General features: G+C 35.4%; 22 protein-coding genes. 11 read left to right on the top strand and 11 right to left on the bottom strand.

The annotated features are described in order from the left end of the window. Window positions 1-6 precede the first annotated feature (6 nt). Entirely contained in the window at window positions 7-1,749 is a 1,743-nt protein-coding gene (locus C6988_RS07695) for a DUF2070 family protein (protein WP_182134465.1), read from the top strand. Here the strand turns inward: C6988_RS07695 and C6988_RS07690 are convergent. Next, window positions 1,739-2,368: a hypothetical protein gene (locus tag C6988_RS07690; RefSeq protein ID WP_342752376.1), complete on the bottom strand. Its 630-nt coding sequence runs from the start codon at window positions 2,366-2,368 to the stop codon at window positions 1,739-1,741. The two genes, C6988_RS07695 and C6988_RS07690, sit on opposite strands and share 11 nt — an antisense overlap. A gap of 104 nt (window positions 2,369-2,472) precedes the next feature. On the opposite strand from C6988_RS07690, the gene C6988_RS07685 reads away from it, so the two are divergent. Then, window positions 2,473-4,956: an ABC transporter substrate-binding protein gene (locus C6988_RS07685; RefSeq protein WP_182134464.1), complete on the top strand. Its 2,484-nt coding sequence runs from the start codon at window positions 2,473-2,475 to the stop codon at window positions 4,954-4,956. 2 nt (window positions 4,957-4,958) lie between these two features. Here the strand turns inward: C6988_RS07685 and C6988_RS07680 are convergent, their stop codons facing one another. Next, window positions 4,959-5,579: a class I SAM-dependent methyltransferase gene (locus C6988_RS07680; protein WP_182134463.1), complete on the bottom strand. Its 621-nt coding sequence runs from the start codon at window positions 5,577-5,579 to the stop codon at window positions 4,959-4,961. Between the two features lie 421 nt (window positions 5,580-6,000). Between C6988_RS07680 and C6988_RS07675 the strand changes: the two genes are divergently transcribed. After that, window positions 6,001-8,994, top strand: coding sequence for a hypothetical protein (locus C6988_RS07675; RefSeq protein ID WP_255464401.1), 2,994 nt, complete (start codon window positions 6,001-6,003; stop codon window positions 8,992-8,994). 5 nt (window positions 8,995-8,999) lie between these two features. Here the strand turns inward: C6988_RS07675 and C6988_RS07670 are convergent, their stop codons facing one another. Together C6988_RS07670 and C6988_RS07665 are read right to left on the bottom strand one after the other, a co-directional pair. Continuing rightward, window positions 9,000-9,374 (bottom strand): response regulator, encoded by a 375-nt coding sequence (locus C6988_RS07670; protein WP_182134462.1) that lies wholly within the window; start codon window positions 9,372-9,374, stop codon window positions 9,000-9,002. Window positions 9,375-9,516: 142 nt separating this feature from the next. Further along, window positions 9,517-10,737 (bottom strand): NAD(P)/FAD-dependent oxidoreductase, encoded by a 1,221-nt coding sequence (locus tag C6988_RS07665; protein ID WP_220463419.1) that lies wholly within the window; start codon window positions 10,735-10,737, stop codon window positions 9,517-9,519. Between the two features lie 68 nt (window positions 10,738-10,805). On the opposite strand from C6988_RS07665, the gene C6988_RS07660 reads away from it, so the two are divergent. Then, window positions 10,806-11,204 (top strand): hypothetical protein, encoded by a 399-nt coding sequence (locus C6988_RS07660; RefSeq protein WP_182134460.1) that lies wholly within the window; start codon window positions 10,806-10,808, stop codon window positions 11,202-11,204. Here the strand turns inward: C6988_RS07660 and C6988_RS07655 are convergent. The 3 genes from C6988_RS07655 to C6988_RS07645 all read right to left on the bottom strand — a co-directional run bounded on the left by C6988_RS07655 (window position 11,199) and on the right by C6988_RS07645 (window position 12,456). Beyond that, complete coding sequence (locus C6988_RS07655) at window positions 11,199-11,690, bottom strand: tetratricopeptide repeat protein (protein ID WP_182134459.1); 492 nt, start codon at window positions 11,688-11,690, stop codon at window positions 11,199-11,201. The two genes, C6988_RS07660 and C6988_RS07655, sit on opposite strands and share 6 nt — an antisense overlap. A 25-nt stretch (window positions 11,691-11,715) precedes the next feature. Further along, window positions 11,716-11,922 carry a hypothetical protein gene (locus tag C6988_RS07650; protein ID WP_182134458.1) on the bottom strand — a complete coding sequence of 69 codons (207 nt, stop codon included), beginning with the start codon at window positions 11,920-11,922 and terminating at the stop codon, window positions 11,716-11,718. A gap of 150 nt (window positions 11,923-12,072) precedes the next feature. Further along, window positions 12,073-12,456, bottom strand: coding sequence for a hypothetical protein (locus tag C6988_RS07645; protein WP_220463418.1), 384 nt, complete (start codon window positions 12,454-12,456; stop codon window positions 12,073-12,075). Window positions 12,457-12,796: 340 nt separating this feature from the next. Between C6988_RS07645 and C6988_RS07640 the strand changes: the two genes are divergently transcribed. Genes C6988_RS07640 through C6988_RS07630 form a run of 3 tightly spaced genes read left to right on the top strand, consistent with a single transcriptional unit; the run spans window position 12,797 to window position 14,278 of the window. Further along, window positions 12,797-13,063, top strand: coding sequence for a hypothetical protein (locus C6988_RS07640; protein ID WP_182134456.1), 267 nt, complete (start codon window positions 12,797-12,799; stop codon window positions 13,061-13,063). Continuing rightward, window positions 13,060-13,443, top strand: a complete 384-nt coding sequence (locus C6988_RS07635) for a hypothetical protein (RefSeq protein WP_182134455.1) — start codon at window positions 13,060-13,062, stop codon at window positions 13,441-13,443. The genes C6988_RS07640 and C6988_RS07635 overlap by 4 nt, the downstream gene beginning before the upstream one ends. Before the next feature lie 28 nt (window positions 13,444-13,471). Next, window positions 13,472-14,278, top strand: a complete 807-nt coding sequence (locus C6988_RS07630) for a helix-turn-helix transcriptional regulator (RefSeq protein WP_182134454.1) — start codon at window positions 13,472-13,474, stop codon at window positions 14,276-14,278. A 42-nt stretch (window positions 14,279-14,320) separates the two neighbouring features. On the opposite strand, the gene C6988_RS07625 is transcribed toward C6988_RS07630, so the two are convergent. Beyond that, window positions 14,321-16,015, bottom strand: coding sequence for a HAMP domain-containing protein (locus C6988_RS07625; protein ID WP_182134453.1), 1,695 nt, complete (start codon window positions 16,013-16,015; stop codon window positions 14,321-14,323). Between the two features lie 290 nt (window positions 16,016-16,305). On the opposite strand from C6988_RS07625, the gene C6988_RS07620 reads away from it, so the two are divergent. Together C6988_RS07620 and C6988_RS07615 are read left to right on the top strand one after the other, a co-directional pair. After that, complete coding sequence (locus tag C6988_RS07620; protein WP_182134452.1) at window positions 16,306-16,614, top strand: antibiotic biosynthesis monooxygenase family protein; 309 nt, start codon at window positions 16,306-16,308, stop codon at window positions 16,612-16,614. A 297-nt stretch (window positions 16,615-16,911) separates the two neighbouring features. After that, window positions 16,912-18,270 carry a multicopper oxidase domain-containing protein gene (locus C6988_RS07615; protein ID WP_255464396.1) on the top strand — a complete coding sequence of 453 codons (1,359 nt, stop codon included), beginning with the start codon at window positions 16,912-16,914 and terminating at the stop codon, window positions 18,268-18,270. Here C6988_RS07615 and C6988_RS07610 read toward each other — a convergent pair whose 3' ends face one another. Beyond that, entirely contained in the window at window positions 18,271-18,795 is a 525-nt protein-coding gene (locus C6988_RS07610) for a hypothetical protein (RefSeq protein ID WP_182134451.1), read from the bottom strand. A 297-nt stretch (window positions 18,796-19,092) separates the two neighbouring features. Here C6988_RS07610 and C6988_RS07605 point away from each other — a divergent pair, with 297 nt between their 5' ends. Together C6988_RS07605 and C6988_RS07600 are read left to right on the top strand one after the other, a co-directional pair. Next, on the top strand, window positions 19,093-20,811 hold the full coding sequence (locus tag C6988_RS07605; protein WP_182134450.1) for a cache domain-containing protein: 1,719 nt from the start codon (window positions 19,093-19,095) through the stop codon (window positions 20,809-20,811). A gap of 237 nt (window positions 20,812-21,048) precedes the next feature. Continuing rightward, window positions 21,049-21,615, top strand: a complete 567-nt coding sequence (locus tag C6988_RS07600; RefSeq protein WP_182134449.1) for an endonuclease dU — start codon at window positions 21,049-21,051, stop codon at window positions 21,613-21,615. On the opposite strand, the gene C6988_RS07595 is transcribed toward C6988_RS07600, so the two are convergent. Then, window positions 21,612-22,373: an SDR family NAD(P)-dependent oxidoreductase gene (locus tag C6988_RS07595; RefSeq protein WP_182134448.1), complete on the bottom strand. Its 762-nt coding sequence runs from the start codon at window positions 22,371-22,373 to the stop codon at window positions 21,612-21,614. The genes C6988_RS07600 and C6988_RS07595 overlap by 4 nt on opposite strands. A gap of 27 nt (window positions 22,374-22,400) precedes the next feature. Further along, on the bottom strand, window positions 22,401-23,288 hold the full coding sequence (locus C6988_RS07590) for an NAD(P)-dependent oxidoreductase (protein WP_182134447.1): 888 nt from the start codon (window positions 23,286-23,288) through the stop codon (window positions 22,401-22,403). Window positions 23,289-23,318: the final 30 nt, after the last annotated feature.

Genomic DNA, 23,318 nt, shown 5'->3' with positions numbered 1-23,318 from the left:
GTGTAAATGACTGAATCTCATGATGACGTTTCGCAGATCCAAAAGCGTTATTCTCTGACGTTACTTAATCCGTCTTCCTACTACACATCTTTAATTTTCTCTATTGCAGTGGTGTCAGTCCTAGTAGCAGTATCTGTTTTTGCATATCGTCAAAGCGACGATATTCTTTTTCGTTTAGCACTTGTAATTCCAATTTTACTTGTAACACAACGCATTGATGCATTTTTTATCAGAAACAAAGAATACTCCAAAGCTTTACACATGTCTTTGTTTGGAAATGCACTTTGGCTCTTAACTGCATTTGCCGGCATTCTTTCTGTCTTTGTTCTCTCAAAACCTGAATTACATCTCTTCTACATTACTGAAGGCATGTTTCTTTTTGCTAGCTTTAGAATAGGCATTTTTACTACTACTCTTGGTGCAAGTCTGAAAAAGGCATGGTTAGTATGCCTGCTTCAGCCTTTGGCATTGTTTTTTGCAATGATTCCTTCTGAACTTTGGATTCCAACTTTGAGTGAACCGTGGGTATTGGTCATAGGCGGAGCTTTTCTTGCAATTTCTTCAATTTGGTCAAGATGGACTGATAGGGCTGGGTTACCGAATGTAAAAAGTACACACCAGCTAGTTCAAGCGTATCTATTTTCATTATCTAAGAATGATCCTTCAGAGGTTGAATCTATTATAGAAGAACAATCAAAACCATCCAAAGTTAGCACAACTCAAATTAAATTTCACACTAAAGACAAAGATGTAGATTTTAGAATTGTACTGCCTGATATCCATCCAGGACCATTTCATCCTGTAGGTGGAAGCAACATCCCATATTTGATTTACAAAAATCTTGATTCCTCTGCTATGGTAATGCATAGTATATCAGACCACTCTCTGAACTTACCCTCAAGAACAGAAGTGAATAATTATCTCCAAAGTCTCTCTGCAGGATCAGTCATTAATGAAGGATTAACGAGTACAGAACCTGTCACTATACAGATTAACAAAGCAAGAGCAGTTGGTATTTTATTTGGCAAAACAGCAATTTTGTTTTTGTCGCTGTCTCCTCACGGCATGGAAGACATTCCACTGCATATCAAAAATGAAATCGAGCGATTCTCAAAGAATAGAAATTTTGAAAAAACTTTGATTGTAGATTGCCATAATGCCATGGGAAAAGAGATCTCACAAGTCGATGGCGAAGACTTGCTTACTGCATCAAAATCAGCACTTGATGCTCTAAAAGCTAAGGAAACATATCCTTTGGAATTTGGTTATGCAAATTCAAGTGATATGAATATTGAAGCTAAAGATTTGGCTATGGGTGGGATAGGCATCCTCTGTTTGCAAATAAACAATAAAAAATATTTTCTTGGATGGGCAGATGCAAATAACATGGAAAATGGAGTCCGAGAAGATGTGGTAAAGCATTTTTCAAACAATGGGTATGAACTTTTGGAGCTGTGTACTTCTGATACTCATTACACCACAATGGGTGTTCGAAATAGAAATGGCTACTATCAATTTGGATTTATCTCCAAGGCTACAGATGTTGCAAATTGGTTCCTAGATATTGCAAAAAAGGCTGAAAAAAATATCCAGCCGGCTTCATTTGAAATCATTGAACATGAAACCGATGTGAAAGTAATGGGTCCTACCATTTATCGTGATTATTCAAGAGCAATTGATCGTTCCATGAAAATTACAAAGGCCGTCCTTTTAGGATGCATTGGACTCTTTCTAGTGTCTATGCTTTAATTTCCTTCATCTGATCCAAATTTCCATAAAATTCATCGACAAAAGATGCAAACTGATGAATTGGTACTATTGGAACCTTTTTGATAAAGTCCACTCTGTCTTGATACAGTGTCACAATGACTGGTACAGCAATCGCTCCTGGTGTTTTTGTAATGTAGTGCTTTGTCCTGTCGATTTGTTTTTGGACTATTGTCTGCATTGCAGAAAAGCTTGTTTTCTTCCAATGTTTACAATCAATTAACATTGCAAGGCCCATCTTGATGCCTATGATGTCAATCTCCATTCGTGGCTTTGTCAGAACTAAATTCTGAACTACTGCAAAGTCATTAATGCGTAAAATTTCCCCCACAAGCCCCTCAAAATCCTTCCAGTCTATCTTTTCAGATACTTCTTCTATAGATGCTCCTTGCCGCAATGTCATTAATGCAAATTTTAGCTTGTCACCTTTGGAAAAAAAATACATGCCGTCTTTTTTTGCACCGATCTGATTTTTAGCTAAATCCTCTAGAATTCTTTCTGCAGTATTGGTGTCTGTTTTTGCCACCATGGAGAAATCCTTTACTGAAATCCCGTCTGGTATGATTCCACTTATACCATTGAGTAATGTTTTCAACTGCAATATGTTCTAAAATTCATTTTTGTTTTTTAAATCTTCAATTTCTTTAGAAATGATCTCATGTCAATATGAAAGACCTTTAATTATGATTAATGTAATTACAACCTATGAGATTTTTGCTAGTCTGTTTACTAGCAATAATTGTAATCCCTTTAAGTGCAAATTCAATTTTTGCAGAACAAGGAACATACGCAAACAAAATAAAATTCATTCAATATCTTGATGAAAATACTGCCCTTGAGGAAGTAAAAAATGGCAATCTTGATTTTTACTACTACAGAATATCCTCTGACAGAATTGAAAATACCAAATCACGAGAAGGAATAAACGTCTATGATTCTACTGGGGGTTCTTACAGTATACTGGTAAATCCTGCAGAATCTGAAGAGTTTAACCCCTTTTCTATTCGTGATGTAAGGTTTGCTTTGAATTATCTAATCGATAGAAAACTTATCGTCAATGAATTAATGGGTGGTTTTGGAACTACTATGATTTCAAATTACGGGCCTTTTGACACTGATTATCTATTGATTCTGAATCAATTAGAAGAGTTTCAATTCCGTTACAATCCCTCACTTGCTGACAAAATGATATCTGATGCTTTAGAAAAAAACGGTGCAACTACAATGAATGGTAAATGGTTTTACGGGGAAGATCCAATTAATATCACAATTTTTATCCGAAGCGATGATCCTGTGCGAAAATCCATAGGTGAAATCTTAGCTTCCAATCTTGAAAAGATTGGTTTTACAGTCACAAAAGATTTTGGTGATTTGAATAAGGCATTTGTTGTAGTTTATGGTTCTAATCCATCTGATCTAAAATGGAATTTGTATACTGAAGGATGGGCTGGGCGCTCTGCATTTGTAAAATATGACTCCCTTGGCTTGGCACAAATGTACTCTCCATGGTTCTCAAACATGCCTGGATTCAACGACCCATCATACTGGAACTACAAAAATGATTATCTTGATGGAATAACTCAAAGAATCTATACTGGAAATTTTTCATCCTCTACTGAACGAACAAGCTTAATTCAAGAGGCAACCACTGAAGCAATAAGTGAATCGGTACGAATTTTTCTAGCAAGTAAAATTGATCAATATGTTGTAAATGAAAATGTCTTGGGAGTTGTAAATGATTTTGGAGCAGGCGTTCCAAGTCGCTTTACTGCAATTAATTCGAGATCTTCTTCTGATACACTTAACATTGGTGTAAAGCAGATTTATCAAGGAGCCTGGAATCCTGTGATGGGACTAGGTGATAGCTACAGTACTCAAATCTGGTACACCATTTTTGATCCTGCACTGTTTAAACATCCTTACACCGGCGAAACATTCCCAATTAGATCAAATTGGAAAGTTGAAACTGCAGGACCAAACGGGAAACTAAATGTTCCATCCGAGGCAATTATTTGGAATCCGAACACAAAATCCTGGGTTGAAGTCAAGGATGGTATCAAAGCTACAAGTAAAGTTAGATTTGATTTGACTCTTGGCAACTGGCATCATGGTAGACCAATGGACATGAATGACATCTTGCATTCTATTTATTTTACATTGGAGTGGGGTTCACAAAAACAAGATGATGACAAAACTTTTGATACGGAATTTACTCCAAGAGCTGCACAGGTAGTGAATACTCTTGTGGGAATTGTTCCTATTGATGATGACACTATTGATGTGTATGTCGATTATTGGCACTTTGATGATGCCGAGATTGCTGATTGGGCATCCATGTGGAGCAGTATGCCCTGGGAAATTTTTGCTTCTATGGAGCAGGCAGTAATGGATGGCAAAGTATCATTTTCGCGTTCTGGCGCTGTAAGTAAAAATGTAAACTGGCTCTCTTTGATAATTCCAAAGGATTCTCAAATCATTAAGGAATACTTGGAAAAATACCGCGACTCTAACTTTGTTCCCAAATCGCTTGAGTCCTTTGTATCTGATGAACATTACTTTGAATCTAGATATGTATCCTCGATAAACTGGATTGAAAAGTATAATCATGCTGTAATTAGTAACGGGCCCTATTACCTAGATGGCTATTCGCCTGAATCTAGAACGATTCAGGTTAATGCATTTGCTGATGAATCATACCCATTTGGAGCAGGCTACTGGGGCGAATTTGAGAATGTCCGATTTCCAAAGATTGTGGGCGTTGGCGTGCCTGATTTTGTTATAAGGGGTGAAAAATCTGGATTTTCCATTCAAACAGATTCTGCTTCTCAGATTCAATTCTTCATATCTAATCCTGAAGGTCTTGTAGTCTCTGCTGGTACACTTGAAATCCCTGCTGATCTGGTAAATATTGAATTGTCTCCAGAAGAAACCTCTTTGCTTGGAGTTGGCGCTAATAATATCAAATTATTTGTTATATCTGATTCTGTACTGAGACCTGATATTTTTACAACCAGCTTTTTGGCTGTAGATGATCCTGAACAAGTAATTCCTAAAACCATTGTCGATGATAGTTTGTCTGATTCTGCAATAGATGATTCATATCTCTATGTCTTTTTGCTAATTCTAACTCTTGTCATTGTATTTATTTTATTTTTCTTCAGAGAAAAAATTAAAACTTTAAAACATTAAATTTATTTTGTTCCGATAATGAACAATGTTCCTAATTCTCTTTTCCATTTCCTATTTCCTTTTACATTTTTAACATGTTTTGTTTTTACTTGAAAACCTACATCCGAAAACAATTTCTTCCATTCTAATTCTGAATAAAGATGCATAGTTACACCCATTTTTTTTGACCAATTTGTTGTTGCTTTATTTTCTTTGTAAAAATCTGTTCCACAAAAAAATTGCCCCCCATCTTTAATTATTTTGTAAATTTTTTTTAAAGCATTTTCTACTGATTCTGAATAATATAGAGATTCCATCGAAAAAATATAATCATATTTTTCTTTTGTTTTCCATGATTCAATATCTGTTTGAATGAACTTTTCTTTCTTCGATATTGATTTTAGTTTTGCATTATCAATCATTTTTTTGCTCTTATCTATTCCCACTGCTTTTTGACAGTGTTCGTTACTTGATATCTTTCTAATTACCCATCCATTTCCACATCCGACATCTACAAAACTAAACTTTTTTTTGAATTTTATTGTATTGATAAATTTTAGAACTGTTTTTGCATGTTCCTTTTCCATTAATTCAGATCGACCATTTTCTGCCCAATCATCAAATGTTTTTTGAATTTTGTCCACTATGTAATTTTTAGATTCATGTAATTTCAATGTAGTCATTAGTAGCTTTGATATGAACGAGTTCTACGTTTATCTTATATTCAATTTTTCAAAATTCATTTTGAAAAGAAATTGCCAGATGAATCATGCAGATTGTGCGGAGGAGTACTAGATGATTGTACTCAGTGCGCTCAATGTAAGGAAGTCATTAGTATGATTTGTCGTATTTGTGGTACAAGAACACCTGAGCAATTTCATAATTCTTGTATGTACCATATTGAAAGCATCCAGACCGACCGCGTGCCAAATACCGGTGATGGCAACTACCTTGCTGTGGTTGCCATCACATAATTTACACAAAAATTGTCTGAAATATAAAGTAAAAAGCGATGAATATCGGCAATTCGTATAATTTTATAGTATGTTTTAAGTATGATTTACTGTGTCTGAAATCGCAGTGTATCGGCACACTTTGGTCATAGTATTCTCTATTCTACTCTTTATGCCAGTCTATGCTAACGCACAAACCTCAAAAATCAGCTTACTTGATAATTTCGGGGATTTCCAGAAAGGTGAATCACTCTTTATTTTTGGAAATATCGCATTAATTGATCCAGAATCTTTTTTGATTCTACAAATTATCAATCCAAACGGCGACATTTGCCAAATTCAACAAATATCTCCATTACCTAGTGGTGCTTTTGTAACAGATAGCATTCCATTAAAGGGAAGCATATGTGGACTTTCTGGAGATTACACTGTCAAACTATTTTATGGTGAAGAGATCTCAACTGCATCTTTTAGGGTTCTGACTACAGTATACAAAGAACCTTCCTCTCAAGAATATTTTGATAATGCCAAAAATCTAATCTCTGAAAAAATTGTATCACTAAATGAGAAAACTAATGTAAACACTTTGGTTTATAGCGAAAGGTTAAACGCAGTTTCCTTTGGTACGTCCTCGCTCCAAGAACTAGAGGTACTATATGCAGATTTATGGGTTGATTTTTTCATTGAAGATGAATTATTTGAAATTGATCCAAAGTTTAGGCCGGTAATTACTTCATCTCTTGATGCTACTTCTTCCTTGATTGAATCTAGTAAACTATCCTTTGATCTTGCAAAAAATATAGACAAGGATACTTTTTCTGCACTATTTTATTATGAAATTGGTGATGCAAATACTGCAATTGAAAAAATTAAAGACGTATTTGTCTCAATACAAAACGTTGATCCAGTAAAGATAACTCCTACAAAAATTCGAACCTTTGAGGAGCTAGAAGAGACTCTTCTGAATCTCATGAAGAAGACTGGTTCTATTATGAATCGTAATGTCAAAGAAGAAATTGCATTCATCTTTGCAAGGGGTACTGCCCCTGTCTATGCTACTGAATTAAATGACTTACTTGACTTGTTATCTGAATCAAGATATCTAGACGTTATCTCAAGAAAGGATAACTCTCTTTATAGATTAGTAAATTCAAACTGGGAAAATACTCGAGAATCCCTACTAGGTAAGGAAACAATTGAGGAACTTCTAGAATCACGAGAGCGGGTAGGAAAACTATACTCTGCATCACTCCTTTTGAGAGACTTGGAAAATGTTGACCGGTTTATCACATCAGATGTTGATAATAATTCAGAGCTTGCAAATTTGATTATGCCCTCTTGGGATGATCTTCAGTCGCGACTAGAGCTTGCATCTTCAGTTGATGATATTCTTGATTCAAGAACAGATATTGAGGATATGAAGAACGTAATTGACATCTCCTCCAGAATTTCAAAAGCCGTGGAAATCTCAAATGAGAGCCAAATTGACTCTGCAATGACTGCAGGTTGGAAATCCCTTCTAGAAGAGGTACAAAACGCAAGTTCTGTTGATGAGATTTTAGTTATCGTGTCTGAATTTGATTCATCAATTAATGAGTTAAGAGAAAAAAGAAACCCGCTTAACATTTTGAAATTTCAGTATGAGACAATGAGAACTAAGGCAGAACTACAGGCAGATACAAAGAACCTCTACCTGATTGATAATGCATTAAAAATACTAGATACAGCTCAGAAGCTCGAAGATGGAAACCCCACAGTAAGCAAAATTGATCGAATTGAGGTGTTACTTGCTTGGGTAAGTGCAAAGGCACCAGAAATTAAAAATGAACTTGATTCTTACTCAAAAGATGCATACAAAGTTAGGGCTTCGGACATCTTGCAAAGAGCAAAATCAATTGAAAATCTTGTTGACCTTAGCTTGAGAAAAAACAGATTCCTTCCTGGTTACACTGATTTCACTGATTCAATGAATGAACGAATTGATGTGGCAAGAAATCTGATAATCAAAAATGATTTAGATGCTGCTGATAACATGGTTCGAGAATTGTTTGAAGAGTGGCGACAGGTATCTGAGGCATATGCTGATGATCCTTTTGGTTCTGATGTTGGATACAGCAAAGATGAATTACGGCGTATAGAGTTCAGGGAGAAGCTAGATTCCTACTCACAAGTCGTTGCAAATTTCTACAATGCTGATTTTGATAAGCGCTCATCTGAATACAATAAGATGACTGATGATGCATACGATCTATTAGAGCATGGAAACTTTGTTGATGCAGAGACAAAAATTAACGAGATAGGAAATTACCTAAGTGAATACTTGGCACTAAACAATGACAAGATAATTTATGACATATCCTATGATCCTGAGCAAGACATTTGGGTGATGTCTGGATTTGTAGACAAACCCATCTTTGATAGAAGGGAAAACCTCTATCTCACAGTTTACGAGATGGATGGGACAACCCATAGCAATCTAAAGTTCACTGATACAAAGGAGGGTGTGTTTTTCACACAATGGGAGGCTCCAGTAGAACCTGGATTATACGTTGTCATGCTTCAGTATCAAAATCAAAAGGCATCTCAAATTGTTAATGTAGCAGAGAAAGTTGACCGCAAGTATTCCTCTCAAGACCTTGATATGGTGGAACTAGCAAGAGAGTTTGAGGAACTACAATCCTTTGTTGAAAGATTTGGTGGTGATAACTATGCTACAAATAACCAAAGATTTGCATCTGTAATTAATGACATTGAGCTTGCCCTCAAGGAAAAGAATCCTGAAAAGACAAGTGACAAACTCTCGGAGCTAAATCGATTAATTGAGAGATACTTACCATCACGATCCCGCTCAGCTGTAATTGAGGTGCAGTATGAAGACAACAAACTATTGCTCTCTGGAGCTGTTCAAAAGACATTGTCTTTTAGTGAAGATCTCTTTGTTGACATCTTCAATCAGAGAGGAGAACGTGTTTATGAAGTTGGATTGAAGGATACATCATCTGGTCACTTTAATGAAGTGTTATCAAAACCATTCTCATCTGGAACATATGTTGCACAACTAGAATATCATGATCTGTTTGTTAATGACTTTTTCGTCATTCCATAATTGATTCATGGTCCACTCTTTGTTTCAATTTTTTCAACTAATGCTTCAATAGGAAATCCTTTTTGTACAATTTCGACTTTATCCTTGAAAATATGAAACACAGACTTTAACTTCTCTGCTTCATATGCTGAAATGATTAGAATGCTTTGATTCGGATCTGTTGAAAGAATCTGTTTTACGACTTCGTCCCCATTCTTTTGTGGCATACTATAATCTAGAATCACTACATCAAACTTTTTGTTTTGAATCCAATTGGTTTTGAATTTTGTTATGCATTCATTACCGTCATTTGTTGTCGTAACTATATGGCCTTTTTTTGAGAATGCGTCTGCATAAATTTTCCTAGTAAACGCATTATCATCTGCTATTAAAATGAGCATAATACCAGTAACCTGGTATTACAATATTATGCTTGGATGTTTATCTCAAACAAACGAATTGGTATATGTCATATTATTTTAGCAGTACTGGGCTTATCCGGTCCATGTTTTCATGAAATTCAAGGATAAATCCTTGAATTTTTCATCTTTTGACCACATCTTTTACCATGTTGAAAAGCTGCCTTACTGCAATCTTTGGATGGTGTGTGGCAAGTCTTACTACATTTGAGAGGCCAAAATCTGCTTTAATAAAGTCCAAAAATTCTTCAGCAGACAATTCCTTGATGATGTCTAATTCTTTATCCCACTCTTTATCTGATAATCCAATCCACCTTGCTTGGACCTTTCCAGCTGATGTAATCTTTGACTGGATGGCTTCTTTCCAAACCTGTTCATATTCTTGCAAATTTTTTTCCGACGTATCGTTTGATCCTATTGCCTTTGCTGCTACTTGCCCAGCTACTTGACCAAATCTAATCGCATATCTAATTCCTTCAAGTACTAGTGGATTTGCTTGACCTGCAGAATCTCCAACTAAAATCAAATTATCATAAACAGTCTTACGGGTTAATCCATCATTAGGAATTAAGCCGTAATGGAATTCTATCTTGTCTATCTTACCTAGATCTTTGACTGGACCTAATTTTTTTTCAATTATGTCATTCAATCTTTCTGTCGGATCCACAGCAGATTCTGGTTTTCCAATGCCGACTCCTACCCTGACTTTTTTTCCACCAACAGGAAAAATCCATGCATAACCAGCAGGAGAATATTCCTGACCTACCATCAACCACCATGTATCTTGGACTACATTCTCTGCATTGACTTCGTATTCTGCGCCTACTCCAAATCGCTTCCATTTTGTTGTGTATCCTAAGGATTTTGCAACAACTGTTCCAAACCCGCTTGCATCAATGAACACCTTTCCGTAAAACACTGCTTCTCCATCTGGAGTCGATGCTCTCACCCCGATAATTCTTCCATCTGAATCCTTTATTGCATCAATTACATTTGTTTTTGTAAATAATTCAGTCCCTTCACTTTGGGCCTGTTCTGCTAACCAACGATATGTCTTTCTTACATCTAAGACTGCAGCTCTTGGAATATCATCTGAAATAGTAACTACATTATTTGGAGAACAGAATGAAAAATTCTTTATTGGATTATAGCAATCTTTTGGAATCTCAAAAGAGTCCATATCCTTAATCCATGTGACTCCACTAGTTCTCACCGATTGGGCAACAACATCTTCTTTTTCTAATAGAGCAACTTTACATGAATTCTTTGAAGCCATGTATGCAGATGATGAACCAGCTGGACCTGCACCGACAACTACGACATCATAATGAAACTCTTTTGTCACTTTGAAGTTGATTTTAAACCAAAATAATAATTTTGAGGGTTTTTTAGGCATGAATTCTATCATATTTCATGGATGCCTTTGAGAATTTTTCACAGGAAAGCTATGATCATCTGAAAATTTTTCTCATCTCGAATTTTAGCCTTATTTTTCAACCTGGCAATTCTCCAGATATAGATGAATCATTTGAAATAACTACAAACTCTGGTATGGTTGTTGGTAATTATGGTAATAACATACTTTCTATAATGCATCAAAACTCTGAAACTGAATACACAAAAGTCATTAAACAAATTCAGGAAAAATTTCCTAACTCTAAAAAGGTTCAAAAACAATCTGATGAAATTGTAGATGAAACAATTCCCACTGACATCGCATCAATATCCAAAAGGTTTTATGATCACATTATTTCTTGTGATGAATGCAGAAAAAAATTTGAATATATTTTGAAACATTCTGGTTTTTCATAAGATGATTTTCTTGAATTCATTTTTCGTTTTGATGTGTTGAAAATCAATATCTCTGCTTGCTTTTACTTTGTATGAAAAGTCTATCTTTATTGCTTTCTTTAGATGTTCTAATCCTTGATTAATTTTATTTTGTTTTACAAGGCTTGATGCTAAATTGTATAATGTGATTGCACTATTTGGATTTTTGTCTAAAATTATTTTATAGCATTTTATTGCATCGTCATATCTTTCCAAATAATGTAACGCAAGTCCTTTATTGATTAGAGCAAGTATGTCATAATCGTTTATTTCTAATACCTTATCATAGTGTTCAATTGCTTCAGAATATTTTCCATGCTTGCTCAATATGTTTCCGATCTTTAATTGTGCCTTGACATCATTTGGATCAATGTCTAAAATTCTGTTATAATGTACAAGTGCCTCTTTTGTATTTCCTAAATTGAAACTTCTTTGTCCTAAATTGTGTAATTCTTCTATTTGACTCATTAACGAAAATAATTTAGAATGAAAGTTATTTTAAAATTGGTTTACCTTTTGCATCATTGGTTCTTTCTGGGTCAAAGGTATCCATATGCTGATAATCCCTATGCATGTAGCTTTGAGTCTCTCCTTCCTTTTTCCTACAGAATTTCTTATGGATTGCTTCTTCAATCTTTAAAGTGGTCTCATTTTCATGAAATAGGCGCTTTCCACAGTCTTTGCAGATTATCTCAGGCATGTTTTTTGTAGATTTTCAAATGTATTTAGATGTTTAATTTTATCAAATACCTTTAGTTTAAAACAAATCCTGACCTATTCTAGATATGCTGGAGATCAAAAGAACTCTGGAAACATTTCTTGAGCGAAATTCCAAGAGGTCTGTACCGATTCACCGACTATGCCTGTAAATCACCTTAAACTCAGATGCAATATAGTATGCGATGTTTAAGAGGTGGGTAAGCTGCATCATTGTAATCCTTCCTTTGGCAAGCTGACGTAAAATGATCAAAGTCTTTAGATCAGAGTTTGCCTCAATCTCTTTCTTACCAGTCCATACATCAAAGGAATCGTATACTTCCAAGCAAATACTGAGAATAAATTCATCCCACTCTTCCCATGGTATTGGTATTGTTATGCCCTTTACGATTGTAATGGCTAACTCACGAAACTCATGTCTCCTGTTTGTCAACAACAGATCAAGTGCTCTTCTGACTCTTTCCCTATCAGAGTAACCCATCCTATTCAAAACAGTTTGTTGTCGTAAGGACTCCATCCTTTGCATAAGCATGCCAACGATATATTGAGTATGTTTGCAATTGATTGCAATGTAAACAAAGGCTCGACAATATTTTCTCAGACAGTTTCTGCATCTGATTAACAAAGATTAAGCTAGAGTTATGAAAAGTTATCAGCCATTTTGAATAGGTATTATATTCAAAGAGTCAGTAATACTATTATGGAAAATTGCCCAAAATGTTCATCAGACATTAAACAAGTAGATACTAACATTGTAGTTGGGGCAAGATCACCGCACAAAAAAGTCCTAGCAAAGATCTGCAACTCATGTGATTTCCTAGAGTTAGCTCACTGCTAACTTTCACGAGGTTTTAAAATTGAGAGAGGCATTTAACGTTACATCATATGATATGTTTGGAGATTGGAAGTTACTTTACGAAACAAAAAAGTCAATTCCTACCAGCAAGGTATTTCGTGCAATAGAGGATGACGCAAGCATAGTGATAAAGTGGAACAAACGTCAGTTCACGTATTTTTTCAAATACGGTGCAATTGTCACGATTAAAAACGATCAACTAATCTATGATTCACTAGATCTTTCAAAACCAGCGATGTTCTTCAATTATTGGGAGGTAAATGCATGAACATACCAGGAGTCATAGCCAAAAAATCGTATGATGAATTGATCAAAAGTGATGCAATCGTGTTTGCAGGGATAATCAACGAGCATGGAAATCTGATTAACTGTCTAAAATCGTCTGATTCCCATACCGAACATTTGAACGCTGATGATTGGGCATCCATTGCAATTCAATCAATGCTGACAATTCGTATGCAGATGGACTTTGATAAAAAATTAGGTGACTTGCAGTTTTCATTTCATCGGAGAAAAACATACTCAATTTATGTGGCGTTGATGGGTGATTCTGCGATGTTTTTAATTTCAAAGAACAACTTTGATGCAGACCTTGCCAACAAGTTGGAAGATCTCACAAGGGAAGAAACTAGGCAAATTCTAAACTAATTTAAACAGGATTTGCTATTCCCCATTCTTGGATTATCAATACAGAAATGCTGCAAAAGACTTTCTAGAACTGGCCAGTGAACAGAGGCTGGATATACTTTTTCATCTTCTTGAAGAAAAATCAAAATTATCCAAAATGGCAAAAACCATTGGTTCCACTGTGCAAGAAGTGCACAGAAACTTTGAAAGACTGACAAGTGCTGGACTGGTGGAAAAAGATAAGGATGGAAACTTTACAGTCACGCAATACGGCAGAGTAATCTGTACACAGATACCATCAATGATATTTCTATCCAAACATAAGAATTATTTTCAGACAAATGACTTTGGTGATCTACCGCTAAAGTTTATTGAAAGAATAGGATCACTTTCCACTGGTGTTTACGTTAAAGGCTTTGCAAAGGTTTTGGAACATTGGAAAAAAATTTACAAAAATGCCAAGTATTACATTTATGAGATTCATTCCGAAGTTCCAATTGATTTGATAGATCCCCTGCTGAAAAAAGCTAAAAACGACAAGGTAAACATTCACTACATTTTATCTGAAAATGCAATAGTGCCTAAAGGAAGGAAAAAAACGTTAAACAAACATGGTTTCACAGAACTTTTAGAAAGCGGAGTGATAGAACGTAGAATGACGCCATCTGTTCAAACAATTGTTGTTCTCAACGAAAAAGATGCATGCGTGTCTTTTCCAACAAAGGATGGTGAAGCCGATATCAGCCAACTATTTTATTCTGATAATCCTAGATTTCATGAGTGGTGTCTTGACTATTTCAGATATTTTTGGTACGAATCTGGCCCATTCCAAGAAAGCAAGTTAAAGGAAGAATAATCAAAATCAATCTTTGTTATTTTCTAAAAAATTATTTGAGAGTTATTTTCGAGTTATGAGAAAAACAGAATACACGGCTTCTGTTTGTTTTGAAGTATTCATGTTCTGAAATTTATACTCCTTGAAATTTTTGATTGGTTCATAGATATCACTTCCAATAACTACTCCATTCGGAATGGCAAATCGGTTAATCTTTGAACATCGATTAACAGTAGCCCCAAAAATATCATCTACTGAGGAGGTGGCTACTTTTGCAATACTGACAGGGCCGTAAGTGATGCTAGTCCTACAGGCGATTCCTGGTAAACCCTCTTTATTCATTTTTTTATTTATTTCTGGATTTGAATCACTTATTGCCAGACAGCACTCAATTACATTTTTCAGATAATCTTGTTGATTGTCATCTATTTTTTTAAAATAAAACAATAAAGAATCTCCAATGTTTTTTACTACTATTCCGTTGAATTTTTTTACAATCTCTGCTACAGAATTTATAAAAATTCCATAAAAATCCCTAGTTTCTTCATCTGATAATTTATCTGTAAGCATGGTTGATTGTATGATGTCAATTATACACACACAGCATTTTTCATTTTTCTCAGAAAACTGTAAGAGAATATCTTCCTGTTGTTTTATGATTTCTTCTCTTAGATTAATGGCAATCAATGATTCTTGAAGCTTTTTTGACATGGCGTCAAATGAAGACGAAAGATAACCTATCTCATCACGTGTTTTGATGTTAGTTTTTACATTAAAATTTCCTTTAGCAATTTCATTTGCAGCTGCCCCAAGTTTTTTTATTGGTTCTGAAATACGTTTAGAAAGAAAGAAAGTAGTACTACTTACAATGATCATCAATAGAATTCCTATAAAAATTATTTTTTCTTGTAATTCAAAGAGTGGATGTAAGACCTCCTTTTCATCCATTTCAGTTAACATGACAAGATCGTTTGCTGTATCACAAAAAGAAATACCCAAGATCGAATTTCCACGATAATCGTTGTAAGTGCCACTATAGCTTTGATTATTATCAAAGCATTCAGAAACAGGTATTGTCTCCACTCTCTGATTAAATGGGGCATTGTTGACAAAAATAGATTCTGTAACCATAAAACGCTCGTTGTTAACTAAATAGATCTCTCCAGTAGTTTCCAGTTCATTTCTATTTGAAAGGATTTGGTCTAATTCCTCTGTGCTTGTAAAGGCAACGATGTGACCTATTATCTGTGGTGAAACAATGTCTGAAGAATACACTGGTGTGTATATTGCCATCTGCCTCATACCATTTGAGCTGTCTTGAATTAGCTTGACGGCAGATGTCGGATTGTTAGAAAAGTTTAGTTCATCTGCTATTTTGGCGTGTTCTTGTGATTCATTTAATGAGAAAAATAATCTTCCAGTTTTGTCCCATATCAGTAAATCTTTCAAACCGAATGTAAGGCCATCGGTGATCTGAAAGTTTCTACTTTCAATAGTCAAAATAATTTTATATTCTGAAAGTTTAGACTTTAGATCTTCCTCATCAGTAATTTCATTTATCTCCAATAATGATTTTTGAATTGGAGCGGCTTGAGCAAGAGATACCACTTGTTGTATTTTATTGTCAAAAAGATATCTAACTAATTCTCCTCTTTGGTTTGTTTGTTCTTCTAATTGATTTAAGATATTTTCCTTTAATATAGAATCAGCAAAATTAAAAGTGAAAAAGGCAGTTACTATAATTGAAATCAGAGACACACTCAATACCAATACGAGCATTTTCCTGTTTAAACTAAAACTAATGGGCTTAGGCAACCTATTTCCATGAAAATGATTTCATTAATATCTATTCGATAGAGAGTAAAAAAGAGAGCGGAATGGAGTCATACATGATGTTCCTGAGTGTTTGTAATTGGTTTAACGAAAAGACACAAAGCATTACATTTACTTCATCCAAGGATCTTACTGCCTCGTTTTACTTGTGATTTATTTGCAACATATTGCACTGTAAACATGCAGTTTAACTAACATAATCTGTAAAACAAAACATGTTTGTGGGAATAATTGAATTTCCAAAAATAAAACAAGGAAAGAACAATGATTTTTTAAAATGGTTTGAATGGTCAAACTCTGAATTTGCAAAGTTTGATGGTTTTATCAGCAGAAAACTCCTTCAGCCCATGGGAAACAGCCAAAAATATACCATAATTTTGGAATTAAAAGACGAATCTACGCATAGGGAAATACATCAAAGTCCAGTACATCAGAAAATGTTTTCTCGATTGGTTGAGCTAATAGATTGCATACCAAACAAGTCTTTTTTTGAATTAGCATCTCCATTGATTCAAGCAAAATGATCTAGATACGGTCTATCACTGCGTTTCGTCCATGTTTTGATCTAACCCTTAGTTTTGTATTGCAGCAAGGACATCGAAACCCTAATTCCCTCAAAAATCGTGAACAGATTGCACACCATTTTAACCCATTCTGGTACCTTAATCGGTTTTCATACCATTCGGTCTTAAAGTTTACACACTGACCTTTGCATATTGGTGCCATTAGAATACAAAGTGATCATTCATCATAAAGTGTAGGTTTGCAATTGATTGCACTGTAAACGTTCTCATTAAAACATTCTACTAGGATTATATCTCGTGGACAGAACTACAACCATGATCTTATCAATCGCCGCAGCTGGAGTTGTTCTTGGAGTTGCATTACTTGATGGTCAAGTTCCTTTAGACGTCCAATCTTTTGCTGATCAGTCTTCTGTCCACACCCCCTCCACTATTCATTACACCATTTATGCAGAGGATACGACTTTGGAGATTGCACCAGGAGTTAGAGTCGAGGCTTGGACATTTAACGGAACTATACCTGGCCCAACATTGCGTGCAACAGAAGGAGATAGGGTAATCATTGATTTTATCAACAATGGAAAGCTTCCACACACAATGCACTTTCATGGAGATCATAACGAAAAAAATGATGGAGTATTTCAGGAAGTTCTTCCAGGCGAATCATACACTTATGATTTCATAGCAGAGCCAGCTGGAGCCTTGATGTACCATTGTCACGTAATGCCAGTTTCAAGTCACATACGCAACGGCTTGTATGGTGCATTCATTGTAGATCCAAAAGAAGGATTAGAACCAGCAAGAGAATATGTTTTAGTGAAGGGAGAGTATGACTTCCAGGACCAAGAGACTTGGACACCTGATTATGTCTTCTTTAACGGATACTCTGACCAGTACTGGCAAAATCCATTGCCAGTAAGAACAGGTGAACTTGTCAGACTATACTATATCGATATGGGTGCAATTGCAGCATTTGGATTCCACATTCATGGAACAATCTTTGATACTATTCAATCAGGACTATGGGAAAATGATCCAATCAAGACTCAGACATTTGAGGTAAGTCCAGGAAATGCAGCAATATTTGAGGCCAAATGGAAAGAATCTGGAAGGTATCTCTTCCATCTTCACGGAGTCCCAGAGGAAAAGGGGACAATGGCCTACTTTGATGTAATTGATCCACCAACAAATGCAGTAGATGGAGTAGACATTGCAAAGACAAAATCAATCTACATGTGGGAATGGCAAAAACAAGTTTTTAATGAACTACAAAACGCCGATCCTGATGGTGAAATTACAGAAATTGAATTCGATATAACTAATTCACATGCACTACATGAGCTTGCAACACAAAAACCATCTAATGAAATAACAAAGGTAGTAGAGACAAACTCTTGTGAAATAGAAAAGGATTCTGCCATCAAATCATCCAACAAGTCCTACAATCCAAAAATAACACAGGTAAACGTAGGTGACACTCTAGTTTGGAAGAATTCTGATATTTCAGTTCACACGGTAACTAGTGTTGATGGCTTGTTTGATTCTGGCATGCTCATGAAAGATGATACCTATGAACAGACATTTGATGAAGCGGGATTTTATGACTACTATTGTGTACTTCATCCATGGATGAAGGGGAGCGTCAAGGTAGTCTGATCATTCATCAAAAGCAATCTTCATCATGCTTTCACTGATTTCTATATTGACTTTTTTTTCTAAAATGTCAGTGAAGATCAATTCCAAAACCTTCTGATGGTATAACGACCAGTTGTATCCGATGTCATGCTTTACAATGTATGAGTGATGCTCGTTTGTTATGGTGTGATTCATTTCAAATGCAGATGCCTTCATTCTGGTTTCAAACCAAGACAAAAATGAATCCAAGTCCATCTTTCCTTTCATGAATACTGCCATGTCCCTTACGATGTCCCTGCCGACTTTTGTTGCAAGCTCAATGGTTTCTTTTTCATTAATTTTTTTGAATAATGCATTAAGGATTTGCTTTGCGACTGGAACCATGCCAACCTTTGGCTCAAATCTTCCCCATTCTATGTATCGCTTGAAAATTTGATTAGCCAGTGTGTTTACAGAGATGTCTTGCTTTTCTGATTCTTTTTTTAGCATGTCTAACAGGTCTTGATCTAGCCTAAACGATATGGTTGAGGATTTTTTGGAACTCATCTTTATTTTCTATCCTTTCGGTGATTTATGCATGATGATCTGGCAAATTTTTGTAAGTTAATTGCGAGAACAGTTAGGTGGTCTCTCTGGCTCAAAAACGCAGGATAACTCTGTCCTCGCATAATTAGTATAATCTACACTTCATATTTACACTAGTCAGCTTTATAGCTTACTTGCAGATAACACTCTATGCTTTGACATCATGATGTGCAAAATAATGAAAAAATGGTACAATGATAGAATTGTTGTTTACAGGAACAGAATTATTATAATTGGGCGTGAGATGAAAATACTGGAATGGTAAAAAAATTCATAAGCATTAGTTCAAAGTTAATCGTTTTAGTACTATCCATTGCGATTGTTTCAATCGTAATTACAAGTACACTTTCATTTACTGTAGCTGAATCCATAATAAAAAATGATGTTGAATCAGCATTAAGAGCCGAAGCAAACAACAGGGGAAGTACCATTGGTTCAATTATAGATAATCGCATTGAGCTTCTCCAAGAACTTGCAAGAAACCCAGTACTCTTTGATACTTTCTCTGCATTATCCTTCAGTGTAGATGAAATAACATTTGGTAAACTACTTGACGAACGAAAACTCACACTGGAAAATGAAGTCATGAATTTTCAGAGGGATCAGCTAAATGCTGGACTAAGAGATTTTGCAATCATCAGCTCACCTGGACGTGTGATTTATTCATTGAACAATCCTGAACAAATTGGTACGCTGGCAAAAAGTCTAGACAAAGTTACCCAAACCACTGTGAAATTCATTCAGGATAACAATAAAGAACGCTTGATGACAATTACAGTTCCCATACTATCTGAGAGCTCTGCACAGCAGGGAGTAATTACTGCAACCATGACGAGCTCTGTTTTTGATGACATTCTGCAAAGCAGGTTTGGTCTGGATGAGACTGGTGAAGTATACCTTGTAAACAAAAATGAAATGATGATATCTGAATCCATTTTCATAGACAATGCTGCGTTCAACCAAAGAGTAAACACAGTTCCAGTTAAGGAATGTTTTGAAAACGGAAAAAGCGTGGATGGTTTGGAATATTTGGATTACAGAGGTGTTGAAATTTTTGGAGTGTCACATTGTAGAAGTGATTTAGGATTTGTTTTACTCACTGAAGTTGACGAGTCGGCCATATTAGTTCCAGTATATGATTTACAGTCAAAGATAATTCTGGTTAGCGGAGCACTAATAGTTGCAGCAACTATTGTGACATTCTTTTTATCCAGAAAATTCTCAAGGCCAATTTTGAAGCTAAAGTCTGCTGCAGAATTGGTAGCCAAAGGGAACTTTGATGTGGAGACAAAAATTGAAACAAATGACGAGATTGAGGAATTATCAAAGTCATTTGATTCCATGACAAAGACAATAAAGGAAACAGTATCAGCAATTACAAAACGAGAAAACATCATTAGGCGACAAGAGGATTTACTTTCACAATTCTCCAAGGAAAAAAAAGAATCCTGTGTATGTTTAGTTGACCTTGTAGGGTCAGTTAAAATCACACAAAGTCTTTCAGAAGAACAGAAAAGAAGATACTATGAGATTTTTAGCGATTCTGTCATTGAGATTGTAAGAAAACACAAGGGAGTCCCAGTCAAATTTATTGATGATGCAATTTTGTTTTATTTTCCAGTAGGGTCTGATAATGTTTTTCAGCAAAGCATTGACTGCTGTTTGAACCTTGCAGAATCCAGCAGTGCCATAAACAAAAAAATGGAATCAGAAGGCTTGCCTGGAATAGGTTATAGAATCAGCTCCACGTTTGGCTCCATACAAATAGTGGGAGGAGGAGACAAGATAGTCAGCGATATATTTGGAGAATCTGTTAACATGTGCTTTAAGATAAATCCCTATGCCTTACCAAACAGTCTCATTATAGATAGTATCATGTATGAAAAGGCAAAAACACTAGACTTTTCATTTACCAAGCTTGATGAAAGTATTGTGAAAGAACTGGATTACAAAGTATTCATTGTCCACAGAAAATGATACAATAATCCAAGTATAGGTAAAATCCTCTTCTAAGTTTTTGAATTGTTTGTACTTTGATGCCTGATTTTTGAGGCTAAGTTCACTTTTTTTAATACATTTAGATGTTTAATTTCTTTGATAATATTGGGATGAATGAATCTGATCTTATTCCTTTTGCCATGTGGGCTACTATCACTGGACTAATAATTACGATCTCCGCATTAAGCTATAGGGCATATTTGAGGAAGACAAAAAATGCGACATCTACATCTTGAGAAAAAAGGTATACGCGGATTAGCCATTGCAGAAAGTTTTACTCAACATTCAAAAAAATCAATTCTGGCCGGTGTCGTGATGAGACGTGATCTTATCATTGACGGATTCGTTATTGGAAAAACTACTCTTTCTGGAGATGATGCAACTGATGAAATTTTACGCATGTATGAAAAACTAAACAGACCTGATGTCAGTTATGTTTTGATTTCTGGCGTTATAATATCTCTATACAATATAATTGACATACAAAAATTATACAAAAAATTACAAATTCCTATTATTGCAATAACCTATAATGATTCTCTTGGAATTGAAGATGCGTTAAAGTATCATTTCAATGATGCACAATCAAAGATTAATGAATACAAAAAACTTGAAGAAAGAACCAGAATTAAATTAGATACAAATTTTGATGTATACATTAGAAATGAGGGTTGCACTCTTTCTGATGTACAAAAATTATTGAATGAATTGACTACTCAGGGGTCTATCCCTGAACCAGTAAGAGTGGCGCAGCTTCTTGCAAGAACTATTTTGCTTGATTAACCTTCTGATGCTGACTTTCCACCGTCTACATCAATTATTGAACCTGTAATCCAATTTGCTTCATCAGATGCCAAGAATAGCGCTGTGTTTGCAACATCAATTGGTTCGCCAATTCTGTTTAACGGTAATCTTTCTTCTAAAACTTTTCTTGCACCTGGATCGTCAAGGTATGGCTTTATCATTCCAGAGTTAATGATTCCAGGATTGATACAGTTACAACGTATGTTTCTTCTAGCATATTCTATAGCGATTGATTTTGTGAACATGTTAATTGCAGCCTTTGTGGATGAATATGCTGCAAGGTGTACTCTTGGAACTGCCCTTTCTGCAGACACTGAGCCTATGTTGATTATTGCACCTTTCTTTACTTCGTACATTTTACCCAAAACAGCTTTGGATGGAAAGAATACTCCAAGCATATTGACATGAATGAGGTTCCTAATGTCTCCTGATTGCATGTCATGAAAATGAACAGGATCATTGATTGCTCCAGCACCATTAACTAAAATGTCGATTTTTCCATATTTGTCGATAACCTGATTTACTGTTTGGTTTACCTGGGCCTCATCAGTAATGTCGCAAGTCATTGGCACCGCAGAATCTGGCTTCCCAGTTGATTGTCTGACTTTTTCCAAGGAATCAAGGTTTCTACCTAAAAGAACAACTTGAGCCCCTTCATCAACAAATCTTTTGGCAATACTGGCACCAATGTCACTTGAGGCACCGGTGATAATTGCAATTTTATCTAGTAATCTCATGATATTGGTAATGTGTCTTGTCTTAAATTAATTTTGTATATTCTCGGAATTCGTACTGGATTTTAGGTATGCAAGGATTCCAGTATAATCTAGATCTCCAAATCCATTATTCAGTGCTTGCTGATACACCTGTTCTGCACTGGTAGTCATCGGCAAGGAAATCCCAAATGATCTTGCCGTCTCATTAATTGTTTTGAGGTCTTTCTTTAAATTTTCAAGTGTGAATGTGGGGGTAAACTCATCTTGGATCATTTTATATCCTTTGTTTTCACTCATTCCAGTTTTAAAGTAAGTCTCATTGAGTATGTCCAAAAAAATTTTTGGATCTATGGATGCTCCTCTTGCTAAGGTTATTCCTTCAGAGATTGATAATGCAAGCATGGCAATTTGTAAATTCATTGTAAGCTTTACTGTATGAGCCGTGCCATTTTCTCCAAGATAGAAAACCTTGTGTGCTATAGTTTCTAAAATTTTTTTATGCTTTTCAAATGTTTTTGAATCTCCGGATGCCATTAAAACTAGATTTCCATTAATTGCTACATTTGGCCCTCCCATTACTGGAATGTCTAACATCTCAATTCCATTTTTTTTATACTCTGAGGATATCTCTCTTGAGGATATTGGGTTGATAGTACTCATGTCTGCAATAGTCAGGTTTGAATGTATTCCATGAATGATTCCATTCTCCCCAAATGATACTTCTTTCACTGCATCTGCATCTTTGACACAGGTGATGACAAATTCTGATTTTTCTGCAACCTCCTTTGGTGAGTTAACTATTTCTGCCCCATGACTCGCTAATTTCTCTGTTTTATTTTTCGTTCTATTGTATGCGACTAGTTTGAAATCTGAATCTAAGAGGTGCATTCCTACTGCATTTCCAAGTATGCCTGTTCCGATAAGACCTATTTTCATTAATGAGTTCCAACTGCATAAAACGTATTT

Source organism: Nitrosopumilus sp. b1 (assembly GCF_014078545.1).
GTDB lineage: Archaea > Thermoproteota > Nitrososphaeria > Nitrososphaerales > Nitrosopumilaceae > PXYB01.
Note: the sequence above shows the minus strand (reverse complement) of the source record. Positions and strands in the feature narration are given on the sequence as shown.

What these genes read in the sequence shown, in the direction of transcription:
- C6988_RS07605 (WP_182134450.1), top strand. Translation starts at nt 19,093, where the DNA reads ATGGTAAAAAAATTCATAAGCATTAGTTCAAAGTTAATCGTTTTAGTA.
- C6988_RS07685 (WP_182134464.1), top strand. Translation starts at nt 2,473, where the DNA reads ATGAGATTTTTGCTAGTCTGTTTACTAGCAATAATTGTAATCCCTTTA.
- C6988_RS07645 (WP_220463418.1), bottom strand. Translation starts at nt 12,456, where the DNA reads ATGGAGTCCTTACGACAACAAACTGTTTTGAATAGGATGGGTTACTCT.
- C6988_RS07670 (WP_182134462.1), bottom strand. Translation starts at nt 9,374, where the DNA reads ATGCTCATTTTAATAGCAGATGATAATGCGTTTACTAGGAAAATTTAT.
- C6988_RS07635 (WP_182134455.1), top strand. Translation starts at nt 13,060, where the DNA reads ATGAACATACCAGGAGTCATAGCCAAAAAATCGTATGATGAATTGATC.
- C6988_RS07620 (WP_182134452.1), top strand. Translation starts at nt 16,306, where the DNA reads ATGTTTGTGGGAATAATTGAATTTCCAAAAATAAAACAAGGAAAGAAC.
- C6988_RS07650 (WP_182134458.1), bottom strand. Translation starts at nt 11,922, where the DNA reads ATGCCTGAGATAATCTGCAAAGACTGTGGAAAGCGCCTATTTCATGAA.
- C6988_RS07655 (WP_182134459.1), bottom strand. Translation starts at nt 11,690, where the DNA reads ATGAGTCAAATAGAAGAATTACACAATTTAGGACAAAGAAGTTTCAAT.
- C6988_RS07610 (WP_182134451.1), bottom strand. Translation starts at nt 18,795, where the DNA reads ATGAGTTCCAAAAAATCCTCAACCATATCGTTTAGGCTAGATCAAGAC.
- C6988_RS07660 (WP_182134460.1), top strand. Translation starts at nt 10,806, where the DNA reads ATGGATGCCTTTGAGAATTTTTCACAGGAAAGCTATGATCATCTGAAA.
- C6988_RS07590 (WP_182134447.1), bottom strand. Translation starts at nt 23,288, where the DNA reads ATGAAAATAGGTCTTATCGGAACAGGCATACTTGGAAATGCAGTAGGA.
- C6988_RS07600 (WP_182134449.1), top strand. Translation starts at nt 21,049, where the DNA reads ATGCGACATCTACATCTTGAGAAAAAAGGTATACGCGGATTAGCCATT.
- C6988_RS07595 (WP_182134448.1), bottom strand. Translation starts at nt 22,373, where the DNA reads ATGAGATTACTAGATAAAATTGCAATTATCACCGGTGCCTCAAGTGAC.
- C6988_RS07695 (WP_182134465.1), top strand. Translation starts at nt 7, where the DNA reads ATGACTGAATCTCATGATGACGTTTCGCAGATCCAAAAGCGTTATTCT.